The organism is Paractinoplanes polyasparticus (assembly GCF_019710575.1).
In the GTDB taxonomy this organism is placed as follows: domain Bacteria; phylum Actinomycetota; class Actinomycetes; order Mycobacteriales; family Micromonosporaceae; genus Actinoplanes; species Actinoplanes polyasparticus.
This window is the reverse complement of record NZ_JAHWFK010000008.1, coordinates 204,933-217,680: the sequence shown is the minus strand read 5'-3', so window position 1 is coordinate 217,680 and position 12,748 is coordinate 204,933. Positions and strand designations below refer to the sequence as shown.

14 protein-coding genes are annotated in these 12,748 nt (G+C 69.9%); 7 read left to right on the top strand and 7 right to left on the bottom strand.

The features are described 5' to 3' along the window. Positions 1-91 precede the first annotated feature (91 nt). On the bottom strand, positions 92-838 hold the full coding sequence (locus KXC43_RS12710; RefSeq protein ID WP_221376210.1) for a hypothetical protein: 747 nt from the start codon (positions 836-838) through the stop codon (positions 92-94). 202 nt (positions 839-1,040) lie between these two features. Further along, the gene (locus tag KXC43_RS12705; protein ID WP_221376209.1) at positions 1,041-1,826 is read right to left on the bottom strand and encodes a class I SAM-dependent methyltransferase; all 786 of its coding nucleotides are present in this window, start codon (positions 1,824-1,826) and stop codon (positions 1,041-1,043) included. A 47-nt stretch (positions 1,827-1,873) separates the two neighbouring features. Here KXC43_RS12705 and KXC43_RS12700 point away from each other — a divergent pair, with 47 nt between their 5' ends. Continuing rightward, positions 1,874-2,479: an XRE family transcriptional regulator gene (locus tag KXC43_RS12700; protein ID WP_221376208.1), complete on the top strand. Its 606-nt coding sequence runs from the start codon at positions 1,874-1,876 to the stop codon at positions 2,477-2,479. On the opposite strand, the gene KXC43_RS12695 is transcribed toward KXC43_RS12700, so the two are convergent. From KXC43_RS12695 to nadA, 3 genes are all read right to left on the bottom strand, one after another. After that, positions 2,476-3,099, bottom strand: coding sequence for a DUF3043 domain-containing protein (locus tag KXC43_RS12695; protein ID WP_221376207.1), 624 nt, complete (start codon positions 3,097-3,099; stop codon positions 2,476-2,478). The genes KXC43_RS12700 and KXC43_RS12695 overlap by 4 nt on opposite strands. Positions 3,100-3,212: 113 nt before the next feature. After that, complete coding sequence (gene murA / locus KXC43_RS12690; RefSeq protein WP_221376206.1) at positions 3,213-4,571, bottom strand: UDP-N-acetylglucosamine 1-carboxyvinyltransferase; 1,359 nt, start codon at positions 4,569-4,571, stop codon at positions 3,213-3,215. A gap of 211 nt (positions 4,572-4,782) precedes the next feature. Further along, complete coding sequence (nadA, locus tag KXC43_RS12685; protein ID WP_221376205.1) at positions 4,783-5,952, bottom strand: quinolinate synthase NadA; 1,170 nt, start codon at positions 5,950-5,952, stop codon at positions 4,783-4,785. Between the two features lie 101 nt (positions 5,953-6,053). Between nadA and KXC43_RS12680 the strand changes: the two genes are divergently transcribed. From KXC43_RS12680 to KXC43_RS12665, 4 genes are all read left to right on the top strand, one after another. Then, positions 6,054-7,157, top strand: coding sequence for a glycerate kinase family protein (locus KXC43_RS12680; protein ID WP_308129061.1), 1,104 nt, complete (start codon positions 6,054-6,056; stop codon positions 7,155-7,157). 128 nt (positions 7,158-7,285) lie between these two features. Further along, complete coding sequence (erpA, locus tag KXC43_RS12675) at positions 7,286-7,654, top strand: iron-sulfur cluster insertion protein ErpA (RefSeq protein ID WP_127501239.1); 369 nt, start codon at positions 7,286-7,288, stop codon at positions 7,652-7,654. A gap of 112 nt (positions 7,655-7,766) precedes the next feature. Continuing rightward, positions 7,767-8,750 (top strand): carbohydrate kinase family protein, encoded by a 984-nt coding sequence (locus KXC43_RS12670; RefSeq protein WP_221376203.1) that lies wholly within the window; start codon positions 7,767-7,769, stop codon positions 8,748-8,750. Positions 8,751-8,778: 28 nt separating this feature from the next. Continuing rightward, a complete protein-coding gene (locus tag KXC43_RS12665) occupies positions 8,779-9,282 on the top strand; it encodes a P-loop nucleotide/nucleoside kinase family protein (RefSeq protein ID WP_221376202.1) in 504 nt (167 codons plus the stop codon). Here the strand turns inward: KXC43_RS12665 and KXC43_RS12660 are convergent. Both KXC43_RS12660 and KXC43_RS12655 read right to left on the bottom strand, forming a co-directional pair. Next, positions 9,279-9,491, bottom strand: a complete 213-nt coding sequence (locus KXC43_RS12660; protein ID WP_221376201.1) for a sulfurtransferase TusA family protein — start codon at positions 9,489-9,491, stop codon at positions 9,279-9,281. The two genes, KXC43_RS12665 and KXC43_RS12660, sit on opposite strands and share 4 nt — an antisense overlap. Continuing rightward, complete coding sequence (locus tag KXC43_RS12655; protein WP_221376200.1) at positions 9,488-10,630, bottom strand: cysteine desulfurase family protein; 1,143 nt, start codon at positions 10,628-10,630, stop codon at positions 9,488-9,490. Before KXC43_RS12655 ends, KXC43_RS12660 begins: the two co-directional genes overlap by 4 nt. 168 nt (positions 10,631-10,798) lie before the next feature. Here KXC43_RS12655 and ctaC point away from each other — a divergent pair, with 168 nt between their 5' ends. Both ctaC and KXC43_RS12645 read left to right on the top strand, forming a co-directional pair. Beyond that, a complete protein-coding gene (gene ctaC / locus KXC43_RS12650) occupies positions 10,799-11,758 on the top strand; it encodes an aa3-type cytochrome oxidase subunit II (RefSeq protein WP_438870880.1) in 960 nt (319 codons plus the stop codon). Between the two features lie 7 nt (positions 11,759-11,765). After that, a complete protein-coding gene (locus KXC43_RS12645) occupies positions 11,766-12,191 on the top strand; it encodes a cytochrome c oxidase subunit 4 (protein WP_221376199.1) in 426 nt (141 codons plus the stop codon). The last annotated feature ends 557 nt before the right edge of the window (positions 12,192-12,748 follow it).

The following is a 12,748-nucleotide window of genomic DNA, read 5'->3' as shown; positions in this document are numbered from 1 at the left end:
GTGTCGCCTGGCCCGTGTCGCGTGACCCGCGTCGCGTGACCCGCGTCGCGTGACCCGCGTCGCGTGACCCGCGTTGCCTGGCCCGCGTCGCCTAACCCGCCAGGAGGCGGCGCACGCCGTCGGGCACCTCGACGATCTCGGCAGCGCCCGGCTTCGCGACCTCGACCGCCTGGCCGAAGCCTGCGAACATGGCGGAACTGGCATAGGTCGGCAGCGTGACCTTCAAGGACGTCAGGTGGCCTTCGGTGTCGACCGAGGCCTCGAACGGCACGGACTGCGACACGCCGCCGTTGCCCTCGAGTTGCTCGGCCGTCGCCGGCAGCAGCCCCCGGGAAGTGCCGGGCGACGCCTCGGTGAGGTCGAGCAGGCCGGTGTACGCGCCCTCGCCCGTACGCGTCGCGCTCGCCATCGCCGCGGAAAGACCCTTGAGCCCGGCCGGGTCGAACGGGTCGCCCAGATGCACCAGGGAGGCCGTGGCGAACTCCGACACCGGGAAGCGGATGAACTTCGTCGGATCGAGATTCGGCAGGTAGGTCTTGCCGAGCGTCATCCACGCCTCGTCGCCGACCACCCGCACCTGCGACTCGGTGGTCTCGCCGTCCGCCTTCGTCGTGGCGGTCAGGGTCAGCACCTTGCCGCCCGGATCGGTGGCCCCCGCGACCTTGACGTTCGGCGCGCTCAACGTCACCCGGGCCGGAGCCCCAGCGGTCTTGGCCGCCGCGGCCCGCACCTGCGCGAGCGGATCAGCGGCGGGGGTCTCCGGAGCGGCGTCACCGCCCGAGTCGCAACCCGCCACCGCCAGCGCCAGCAACCCGGCAAGCACCCATCCGCGAATCATGACCAGAACCCCCGTTCATCGATGACCGGGGCAGACTAGTGGGTTTCCGCGGGGCGCGGGAGCTCCGTTGTGGATTCCAAGATCGCTCCCCCAGCCGAGCCCACCCTTCCCTAGGGGGAGCCCCCGCAGTCCATTATTGTCTTGGGTTCCTTGGTCACGTTGGTCGCCTGTGGACAACTTCCCAATGTGGATAACTCCAGGCCTACCGGCGGGCCAGCCAGACCGTGCGATCGGTGCGGACGCTGAGGTCGTCGCGGCCCGGCAGGCCGGCCACCACCTGGTCCAGGGCGGCCAGGTCGGCGGCGGTCAGGCGGTCCTCCAAGCCGTGGCGCATGCGGCTCAGGGTCACCGCGGCGTAACGGGCGGCGGCCGGGGGCAACGGCGCGGGCAGGGCGATGTCGAAGTGGCGTTCGGTCAGCTGGGTGAAGCCGGCCTGGCCGATCCGCTCGCCCCAGTTCTCGTGCATGTGCAGGCCGGCCTCGTGGCGGCGCTTGTCCATCTCGGCGTGGCCGAAGTCTTCCACGGCCTCGTCGGGGGTGCCGGTGAGGAAGCGCGGGAACGAGTCGAGCTCGGCGATCACCAAGAGGCCGCCGGGGCTCAGAACGGTGAAGGCTGAGGCCAGTGCCTGAGCCGGGTCGGCCATGTGGTGCATCGAGGAGGCGGCCCAGACCACGTCGACGGGGCCGAAGGCGGGCCAGGGTTCGTCGAGGTCGGCCTCGACGGTGTCGATGCGGTCGCCGAGGCCCGCTTGCTGGGCCCGGGCGCGCAGGTGGGCCAGCATCTCGGGGTCGACGTCGACCGCCGTGATCCGGGCGCCGGGCAGTTCCCGGGCCAGGGCGAGTGAGCCGGTGCCGCTACCGGCGCCCAGATCGACGATGCGGGGGTTGTCGGCGGCCTCGCGGCCGACCCAGGCGATGACGTCGCTGTGGTAGTCGTGCAGGACCTCGGCGTCCAGGTCGAGCATTTCGATCATGTGGTCGTGAGCCATGTCCCGAAGGTAGCCGCGCCTTGCTCTCAACGCATAGCATCTTGCGTATGAAGCAAGACCAGAATTTGGAGGCGGTGGTCCGGCAGCGGATCCGGGGATTGCGGGTGGCCCGTGGCTGGTCCCTCGACGAGCTGGCCGGTCGTTCGCTGCTGAGTCCGTCCACCCTGAGCCGGATCGAGACGGGACACCGGCGGATAGCCCTCGACCAGATGGCCGCGATCGCCCGCGCGCTCGGCACCACGATCGACCAGCTGGTCGAGTCCGAGGCCGACGACGACGTGGTGATCCGCCCGCACCAGCATCCGGAGCGCGGCGTCACGACCTGGCTGCTGTCGCGCGACAGCGGTCAGACGGTGGCCAAGATGCGGATCACCCGCAAGGTGCCCGACCAGCTGCGGGTGCACCCGGGGCGCGACTGGTTCACCGTGCTCTCGGGCACCGTCGAGCTGCGTCTGGGCGACCGTACGATCCTGGTCGGCACGAACGAGGCGGCCGAGTTCTCGACGATGGTGCCGCACGCGTTCGGCGCGCACGGCGGCCCGGCTGAGGTGCTGTGCATCCTCGACCACGAGGGCGAGCGCACCCACCTCGGCCCGGGTCGGCCGGAGGAACCCGGTCGGCCGGAGGAGCCGGGTCAGCCGGAGGGGAGCTAGACCGCCTGGCCGAGCTCGACGCGCGGCTTGGGGACGCGCATGCGGCGGAAGGTCAGGCCGCGCATCACGCCGTAGATCTGCAGCGAGCCGACGCGCTGGGTGGTCTTGGGGAAGCGCTCCTTCACGAGGCGCTTGACCTTGCGCGAGATGAGCACGCTGTCGATCACCACGCCGATCGCGAGCAGCAGCCACAGCAGGTTGCTGGCGAGCTGGACGGCGGAGATCTGCACGGTCGAGCCGATGAGCACGATCAGCGCGCCGCCGAAGAAGTAGGTGCCGACCGTACGGCGGCTGTCGATGATGTCGCGCACGAGCGCGCGCTCGGGGCCGCGGTCGCGAGCCAGCAGGTAGCGTTCGTCGCCGGCCTTCATGCCCGCGGTCGCCTCGGCCCGTTCCTGGCGCTGCCGCTCGCGCATCTGCTTGACCTGCTCGCGGCGGTTGGCCGGGGCGGCTGTCTCGGCGCCGAAGCGGCGGCCGGTGGTGACCCGCTTGGGCGTGACCTGGCCGAGCTCCTTCTTGCTGGGCGTGTAGCTCTTCGGGCGCGACTCGGCCGACGTCACCTCCTCGGCTTCCTCAGGAGCGGCGACGTCGGACTGCTTGCGGCGAAAGAGCGAGGGCACGCTCAGAGAGTAGCCAAGCGGCGCGGTGTGTTTCACACCGCGCCGCTGATAGTGATGAAAGAGAGGCTGTTACTGCCGATTCATTTCGGTTTTCCGCTGCGGGTCAGCTCAGTTCAGTTCTGCCGCTCGACGTGCGCGCCCAGGGCGGCCAGCTTGTTCTCGAAGTCCTCGTAGCCGCGGTTGATCAGGTCCACCCCGTACACCCGGGAGGTGCCTTCGGCGGCCAGCGCCGCGATCAGGTGGGCGAAGCCGGCCCGCAGGTCGGGGATGACCAGGTCGGCCGCGTGCAGCTTGGACGGACCGGCGATGACCGCGGAGTGCTTGAAGTTGCGGCGGCCGAACCGGCACGGCGTGCCGCCCAGGCAGTCGCGGTAGACCTGGATGGTGGCGCCCATCTGGTTCAGCGCGTCGGTGTAGCCGAGCCGCTGCTCGTACACGGTCTCGTGCATGATCGACAGGCCGCGGGCCTGGGTCAGCGCGACCACCAGGGGCTGCTGCCAGTCGGTCATGAAGCCGGGGTGCACGTCGGTCTCGAGGGCGACGGCCTGCAGCTCGTGACCGGGGTGCCAGAACTTGATGCCACCCTCGGCGCCGGTCACGCCCGGGCGCGCCACCCGGTCGTCGGTGATCTGGAACTCGCCGCCGATCGAGCGGAAGACGTTGAGGAACGTCATCATGTCGGCCTGGCGGGCGCCGAGCACCTCGATCTCGCCCTTGGTCGCGAGCGCGGCGGCGGCCCAGCTGGCTGCCTCGATCCGGTCCGGGATCGGCTTGTGCTGGTAGCCGTGCAGCCGCGGCACACCCTGGATCTCGATGACCCGGTCGGTGTGCACCGTGATGATCGCGCCCATCTTCTGCAGCACGCAGATGAGGTCGATGATCTCGGGCTCGATGGCCGCGTTGCGCAGCTCGGTGACGCCCTCGGCGCGGACGGCGGTCAGCAGCACCTGCTCGGTCGCGCCGACGCTGGGGTAGGGCAGCTCGAGCTTGGCCCCGTGCAGCCCGTTGGGCGCGCTCAGGTGCATGCCCTCGGGCTGCTTGTCGACGACCGCGCCGAACTCGCGCAGCGCCTGGATGTGGAAGTCGATCGGGCGCGGGCCGATGTGGCAGCCGCCCAGGTCGGGGATGAACGCGTGCCCGAGGCGGTGCAGCAGCGGGCCGCAGAAAAGGATCGGGATCCGGCTGGAGCCGGCGTGCACGTTGATCTGGTCGGTGCTGGCGCTCTCGACGTTCGTCGGGTCCATCACCAGCTCGCCGTCGTCCTGGCCGTCGCTGACCTTGACGCCGTGCAGCTCGAGCAGGCCGCGGACGACCTCGACGTCACGGATGCGCGGGACGTCGAACAGGCGGCTCGGCGACTCGCCCAGCAGGGCGGCCACCATCGCCTTCGAGATGAGGTTCTTGGCGCCACGGACCCGGATCTGACCCTGCAACGGCGTACCGCCGTGCACGACCAAGACGTCGTCGGTCAACGTAACCTCCAGCCGGTGGGCGCGAGGGGAGCGCCCGAAGATGATCGAGGGGGCAGACGGGTCGGGGGTACCCCGTTTCTGCAACCGGGTGAGCATAGCGCTGAGTGACAAGGACGCCAGTCACACAACGCCCGGGAGGCCGTGAAAAGCCGACAGTTAAGACAGCGGAAAGAAAATCGCGCGCTGTACGGATCTTGCCGACTACATTCCGTTACGGCAGGGCGAGCATCTGGTCCAGCGCGACACGCGCGTGCTTGGCCGTTTCCTCGTCCACCGTGATGACGTTCGGCACGCGTCCGGCGACCAGTTCCTCCAGCGTCCACACCAGGTGGGGGAGGTCGATGCGGTTCATGGTCGAGCAGTAGCAGACCGTCTTGTCGAGGAACATGATCTGCTTGTCGGGGTGGGCCAGGGCCATCCGGCGTACGAGATTCAGCTCGGTGCCGACCGCCCAGGCCGACCCGGCGGGCGCCGCGTCGAGCGCCTTGATGATGTATTCGGTGGAGCCCACGTGGTCGGCCGCCTGGACGACCTCGTGCTTGCACTCGGGGTGGACCAGCACGTTCACGCCGGGCACCCGCTCGCGCACGTCGTTGACGCTGTCGAGCGTGAAGCGGCCGTGCACCGAGCAGTGCCCGCGCCACAGGATCATCCGCGCGTTCCGCAGCTGCTCGTCGGTCAGGCCACCCTGCGGCTTGTGCGGGTCGTAGAGCACGCAGTCGTCGAGGTCGAAGCCCATCTCGAGCACCGCGGTGTTGCGGCCCAGGTGCTGGTCGGGCAGGAAGAACACCTTGCTGCCCTGCTCGAACGACCAGTCGAGGGCACGCTTGGCGTTCGACGACGTGCAGACCACGCCCTCGTTGCGGCCGACGAAGCCCTTGATGTCGGCCGAGGAGTTCATGTACGTAACCGGGACGATGTCGCCCGCGATGCCGAGGTCTTCGAAGTGCTCCCACGCGGTCTGCACCTGGCCGAGCACGGCCATGTCGGCCATCGAGCAGCCGGCAGCCAGGTCGGGCAGGATCACCTGCTGGGCCGGCGTGGTCAGGATGTCGGCGCTCTCGGCCATGAAGTGGACGCCGCAGAACACGATGAACTCGGCGTCGGGCCGGGCTGCGGCCTGCTGGGCGAGCTTGAACGAGTCGCCGGTGACGTCGGCGAACTGGATGACCTCGTCGCGCTGGTAGTGGTGGCCGAGCACGAAGACACGATCGCCCAGCGCGGCCTTGGCGGCGGTGGCGCGGGCGACCAGATCGGGGTCGCTGGGGGCGGGCAGCTCGCCCGGGCAGTCGACGCCCCGCTCGGATGCGGGGTCGCTGCCCCGGCCCAGCAGGAGCAGCGCGGTCGCGGTGTTCGAGGGTTCGGTCCAGGTCGACGTCACATCAGCCATCGTCGCACAGCCGGAGCCGGCGATCGCCGTGGCGAATGGCACAGCCGCCGGGCCGCTCAGGGGTGGCCGACGGGGGCTGCCACACTCATCGCGTGCGCGTGCTGATCTGTCCGGACAAGTTCGCCGGAACCCTCTCCGCCCTCGAAGTGACCGAGGCGGTCGTGGCCGGTTGGTCGCGCCCCGACGAGTTGATCCAGCGGCCGCTCTCCGACGGCGGGCCGGGGTTCATCGAGGTGCTGGCCGGGGCGACCGGCGGGCGCCGGATCCCCGTGCCGACGGTCGACCCGCTGGGCCGGCCCGTCGAGGGCGAGATTCTGCTGATCGGCGCCACGGCGTACGTGGAGAGCGCGCACGCCTGCGGCCTGCACCTGCTGACACCGGAGGAGCGGGACCCGAACTCGGCCAGCTCGTACGGGCTGGGCCTGCTGCTCATGGCGGCGGTCGAGGCGGGCGCGGCCGAGGTCGTGATCGGGCTCGGCGGGTCGGCGGTCAACGACGCCGGAGCGGGCATGCTGGCCGCACTGGGCGCCCCGCCGGTCGACATCGCCGGCTACGCCCTGCCGTACGGCGGCGCCTACCTGAACGCGGCCGCCTCGCTCGGCGGCGCTCCCCGGCTGCGGCAGGTGAGCCTGATCGCCGCGACGGACGTGGACAACCCGCTCACCGGCCTGCACGGCGCGAGCAACGTCTTCGGCCCGCAGAAGGGCGCCAGCCGCGAGGACGTCTACCGTCTCGACGCCGCCCTGGAGCAGTTCGCCGGCGTACTGGAGAAGGCTTTCGGGGTCGAGGGTCTGCAGCAGGCGCCCGGCGGGGGAGCGGCCGGCGGCATCGGCGCGGCGCTGATCGCCCTGGGTGGCCGGGTGGTCTCGGGCATCGGTCTGGTCAGCACGGCGATCGGACTCGAGCGGGAGCTGGACGCGGCCGACCTGGTGATCACGGGCGAGGGATCCTTCGACCACCAGTCGCTGCGCGGGAAGGTCGTGGCCGGCATCGCCAACGCCGCCCGCGACCGTGGACTGCCCTGCATCGTGCTGGCCGGGCGCAACGAGACGGGTTACCGGGAAGCCGCCGCGGCCGGTGTGACCGAGACGTATTCCCTGACCGAACATTTCGGCAGCACCGAAACGGCGATGGCCGAGCCCGCCCGGGGGCTGTCGGAGCTGGCTTTGCGAATCTCCGAGCAGTGGAGCCGGTGAAACAAGCCACCCGGATTGGGAATCATGGGGATTCGGGCTAGCGTTGGCCAGTACGGCAGCATGTCCGAGCCTTCCCGCACGCGGAAAACTCGGGCAACACCTAGTTCGACCTGGCAGGGAGATACCTAGTGACCACTGAAGCGCACACCGAGTCGGTCGAGGCGACCGCCCCGTCCGGCGTCATCCTGACCGACGTCGCCGCGGTCAAGGTCAAGGCCCTGATCGAGCAGGAAGGGCGCGACGACCTGCGCCTGCGTATCGCCGTTCAGCCCGGTGGCTGCTCCGGCCTCCGCTACCAGCTCTTCTTCGACGAGCGCTCGCTCGACGGTGACGTCGTCAGCGACTTCGGCGGTGTCGAGGTCGTCGTCGACCGGATGAGCTCGCCCTACCTGGCCGGCGCCACGATCGACTTCGCCGACCGGATCGACGCTCAGGGCTTCACGATCGACAACCCCAACGCGCAGAACTCCTGCGCCTGTGGTGACTCGTTCCACTGATCTTCGAAAATCCGACAGCAGGCCGCCTCGTTAACGGGGCGGCCTGCTGTCGTTCACGAGCCGGTAGGCTGCGTACGTAAGCCCCCCGTAACCGAAGACCCTGAGGGCCCACATGAAGATCGCCGTCACCGGCTCGATCGCCACCGACCACCTGATGCACTTCCCCGGGCGGTTCACCGACCAGCTCATCGCGGACCAGCTGCACAAGGTCTCACTCTCGTTCCTCGTCGACGACCTGGTGGTCCGGCGCGGCGGCGTGGCGCCCAACATCGCCTTCGGCATGGGCAAGCTCGGCCTGCGCCCGATCCTCGTCGGTGCGGTCGGCGCCGACTTCGCCGACTACCGCTCGTGGCTCGAGCGGCACGGCGTCGACTGCGACTCGGTGCACATCAGTGAGGTGGCCCACACCGCGCGGTTCGTCTGCACCACCGACGACGACCTCAACCAGATCGCGTCCTTCTACGCCGGCGCCATGTCCGAGGCCCGCAACATCGAGCTGAGCCCGGTGAGCGAGCGTGCCGGCGGCCTCGACCTGGTGCTGATCGCCGCCAACGACCCGGCGGCCATGGTGCGCCACTCCCAGGAGTGCCGGGCCCGCGGCTACAAGTTCGCGGCCGACCCGTCGCAGCAGCTCGCCCGCATGGACGGCAGCGACGTGCTGACCCTGATCAGCGGGGCCGAATACCTGTTCACCAACGAGTACGAGCGGTCGCTGCTCGAGACCAAGGCCGGGCTCACCGGTGACGAGGTGCTCGAGCAGGTGCGGATCCGGGTCACCACGCTGGGCAAGGACGGCGTCGAGATCACCGGGCGCGACATCGACCGCATCCACGTCCCGGTCGCGCGCGACGTCATCCCGCAGGACCCGACCGGCGTCGGCGACGGCTTCCGGGGTGGCTTCTTCGCGGCGATCTCGTGGGGTCTCGGCCTGGAGCGGGCGGCCCAGGTCGGCTCCCTGCTGGCCGCGCTGGTGCTCGAGTCGGCCGGCGGCCAGGAGTACGAGGTCCGCGGCGAGGACTTCGCCAAGCGCTTCGCCGACTCGTACGGCGACGCCGCGGCAGCCGAGATCAAGCAGTTCCTGCCTTCCGGCAACTGAGTCTGCCTGCATAGTTTCGGGGGGATCCATGGTGCTGGCCGTCTTCGCCGGGTTGCCCGGCGTCGGGAAGAGCACACTCGCCGCGCGGGTGGCCAGAGAGCTGCCCGCGTGCGTGCTCGCGGTCGACACCGTCGACTTCGCGCTCCAGCGCTACGAGGTCGTCGAGCCGAGACCCGGCTTCGCGGCGTACGGCGCGGTGGCCGCGCTGGCCGAGGTCCAGCTCGGCATCGGCCAGCACGTGATCATCGACGCGGTCAGCCCGGTCAAGGCGGCCCGCCAGCTCTGGGTCGAGGTGGCCGAGCGGGCCGGCGTGCCGCTGCGGGTGATCGAGGTGGTGGTCGGCGACGACGCCGAGCACCGCCGCCGGGTCGAGAAGCGCTATCAGAACCGTGACCACGAAGGCGTGCCCGACTGGGTGCGCGTGCTGGAGCGGCAGGCCGAGTACGAGCCCTACCTGGGCCCGCGCCTGGTCGTCGACACGTTCCTGGCCCGCGACCCGGTCGGCCCGGTGCTCGAATACCTGACTGTCTAGCTGAGGCGCCGCACTTCGAAGGCGTTCTCGGTGGGGGAGCCCAGGTACTCCTGGTGCTTCATGCGGCACCAGGCCGGGATGTCGTTCGCGGCGGCCGGGTCGTCGGCGAGCACGCGCACCACGTCGCCGACCCCGACCTTCCCGATGTTCTGGGCCAGCTTGATCACCGGCAGCGGGCACTTCTGACCCCGGCAGTCCAGCTCGATCACATGCCCGCCTCTCGCCGGATGCCCGCGACGAGGCCGGGCAGCACGGCCAGGAACCGATCGACGTCGGCCTCGGTCGTGTCGCGGTGCAGCGAGACCCGGACGTTGCCGTGGCTGAGCACGCCCATCGCCTCCAGCACGTGGCTGGGCCGCAGCGTCGACGCGGTGCACGACGAGCCCGACGACACCGCGAAGCCGGCCCGGTCGAGCGCGTGCAGCAGCGCCTCCCCGTCGACGTAGAGGCAAGAGAAGGTCACCAAATGGGGCAGCCGCTGCTCCGGGTCGCCGACCACCTCGACGTCGGGGACGGTCGCCGGCACCCGCTCCCGGATGCGCTCGACCAGGGCACTCAGCCGTACAGCCTCGCTCCGGGCCTCCGTACGCACCGCTCGCAGGCTCGCCGCGGCCGCGACCAGCGCCGGCAGGTCGGCGCTGCCGGGCGCTCCCGGGCGATAAAGATCATCTTGCGGGTACGGTGAGATCCAGCGCACACCCTTGCGGACCACCAGGACACCGACGCCCGGTGGGCCGCCCCACTTGTGCGCGCTCGCGCTCAGCAGCGACCAGCCCGGCGGCACATCGACCCGGCCCACCGACTGGGCGGCGTCGACGAAGAGCGGCACACCCGCCTCGTCGCAGTAGCCGGCCGCGACCGCCACCGGCTGCACCGTGCCGACCTCGTGGCTCGCGCTGATCAGCGAGGCCGCTGCCACCCTGGGCGCTGCGACCGCCCGTTCCCAGGCTTCGAGGTCGAGCCGGCCCAGGCGGTCGACGCCCACCTCGACGGCCTTGCCGCGCGCGGCCGCGTGCAGCACCGCCGAGTGCTCGATCGCCGAATGCACCAGCGTGTCGCCCCGCCGGGTGCGTCCGGCGAGGGCGCCGAGCACCGCGGCCTGGGCGGCGGCTGTGCCCGACGGCCAGAAGGACACCTCGTCGTCGCGTACGCCCAGAACCTCGGCGAACGCGGCCCGGGCCGCCTCGGAGAGCTGCTGGGCCCGCCGGCCCGCGGAATAGAGCCGCGCCGGGTCGGCCCAGCCGTCGGCGAGCGCGGCCAGCAGCGCTTCGCGGGCCACCGGATGCAGGGGAACAGCTGTCGCCGCATCGAGGTATGCCGGACCGGCGGGAACGCCCGTGTATTCCACCCCGGGAACGGTATCGTCCGATTGTCGACGGGTATACGTGCACCACTGAAGATCGGACCCCGCAACGGTGGGGGAGGGCCTGGTCGAGTAATGTGCGACCGTCGGTAACGCCTGGCCACTCGTGTCCTTTTCGGGCGGGAGGCGGCGCTGCTAAGGAGGCAAGAGCAGGTGAGCGCAAAAGGTTCGGCCGCACGGCCGCGAGCGGCAGTCCGGGGCGCCGGGCTCGGTCTCGGCGGGTCGTTGCTGCTGCTGGTGCTCTCGGGGTGTTCCGTCGACGGTGTCGGCGAGGCCTTCGGCCACTTCGGATGGCCCGGCAAGGGCATCACCTTGCAGGCCCACAAGATGTACGACTTGTGGATCGCCTCGACGATCGCCGCGCTGATCGTCGGCGTCTTCGTGTGGGGCCTGATCTTCTGGTGCATCATCCGGTACCGCAAGCGCGGTGACGAGCTGCCCGTGCAGACGCGGTTCAACATGCCGATGGAGGTGCTCTACACGGTCACCCCGGTGCTGATCGTGGCGGTGCTCTTCTACTACACGGCCATCGTGCAGACCGACGTGGACAAGCTGTCGAAGAACCCCGACCAGGTCGTCGAGGTCGTCGCATTCAAGTGGAACTGGCAGTTCAACTACCGCGACGGCATCGGTGAAGAGGCCAACACGGTCGCTTCGACGGTCGGCTCCTCCGACGTCATCCCGATCCTGGTGCTGCCGACCGGCAAGAAGATCCGGTTCGAGGAGACGAGCAGGGACGTCATCCACTCGTTCTGGGTGCCCGAGATCCTGTTCAAGCGGGACGTCTTCCCGGGCAACGTGCGCAACACCTTCGAGATCACTCTCGACAAGGAGGGCCGCTACGTCGGCCGCTGCGCCGAGCTCTGCGGCACGTACCACGCGTTCATGAACTTCGAGCTGGTGTCGGTCTCGCCCGAGCGCTTCGACACGTTCCTGCGGGCCAAAGAGGGCGGCGCCACCACGCAGGAGGCGATGGCGGCGATCGGCTACACCGGCGACGCGGCCTACGCGACGACGACCGAGCCGTTCAACACGAGGCGCCAGAAGAACAGCTGGAACCAGCGCGACGCGGTGTCCGCGGGCACCGGCGCGGCCGTGACGGCCGGGAAGTAGGGACAGCGTGCGTACCGAGTACAAGATCTTCGCCGGCGTCGCCGTCTTCCTCTTCGGAGCGGCCGTCGTCTACGGCATCTACACGCACGAGGCCCTCGGCCAGCTGGAATGGATCGGCACAATCGCGCTGATCCTGTCCGGTCTGCTGTGCTCGATGTGCGGCGGCTTCTTCTGGTTCGTCGCCCGCCGCATCGACCTGCGCCCGGAAGACCGCGAGGACGGCGAGATCGCCGAGGGCGCCGGCGAGATCGGCTTCTTCAGCCCGGGCAGCTACTGGCCGTTCGGCATCGCCCTGTCAGCCACGATCGCCGGCCTCGGCCTGGTCTTCTGGATGTGGTGGCTGGTGGCGTTCGGCATGATCCTGGTAGTGGTGGCGTCCAGCGCCATGATCTTCGAGTACTACACGGGTACCCGCCATCCGGCCGAGCACTGAGCTAGCTCACACTGAGCCCGCACCCCTTTGGGTGCGGGCTTTGTTGTGTCTGGGCTGGGTGCGTTGGGTTTGTTGTGGCTGGGCTGAGTGGGCATGTGATTGATGTGGCTGGGCTGGGTGCACAGGTGATTGATGTGGCTGAGCTGAGCGGGCACGTAACTGACTTGGCTGAGCTGAGTGCACATGTGACTGACGTTGGCTGAGCTGGGTGGGCACGGCTGCTGAGCTTGCTGGCTCCGCTTCGCTCCGCGTGGGGCGATCGCCTTTTAGGTCGATGAGTTGGGTCCCGTTTTTCAACGCCGCAAAGAGCGACGGCGTCGAAAAACGGAACCCAACTCATCGACGGCGACCGCCCCGGCAGCTCACTGACTACGTGCGCACGGGAGATTGGCTCGCGGCGCGGTGGCTCTTCGGTGGGGGCGGTGGGCCCCCGGTGGCTTACTGGCTACGTGCGCACGGCAATGTGGCTCGCGGCGCGGTGGCTCTTCGGTGGGGGCGGTGGGCCCCGGGTGGCTTACTGGCTACGTGCGCACGGCAATTTGGCTCGCGGCGCGGTG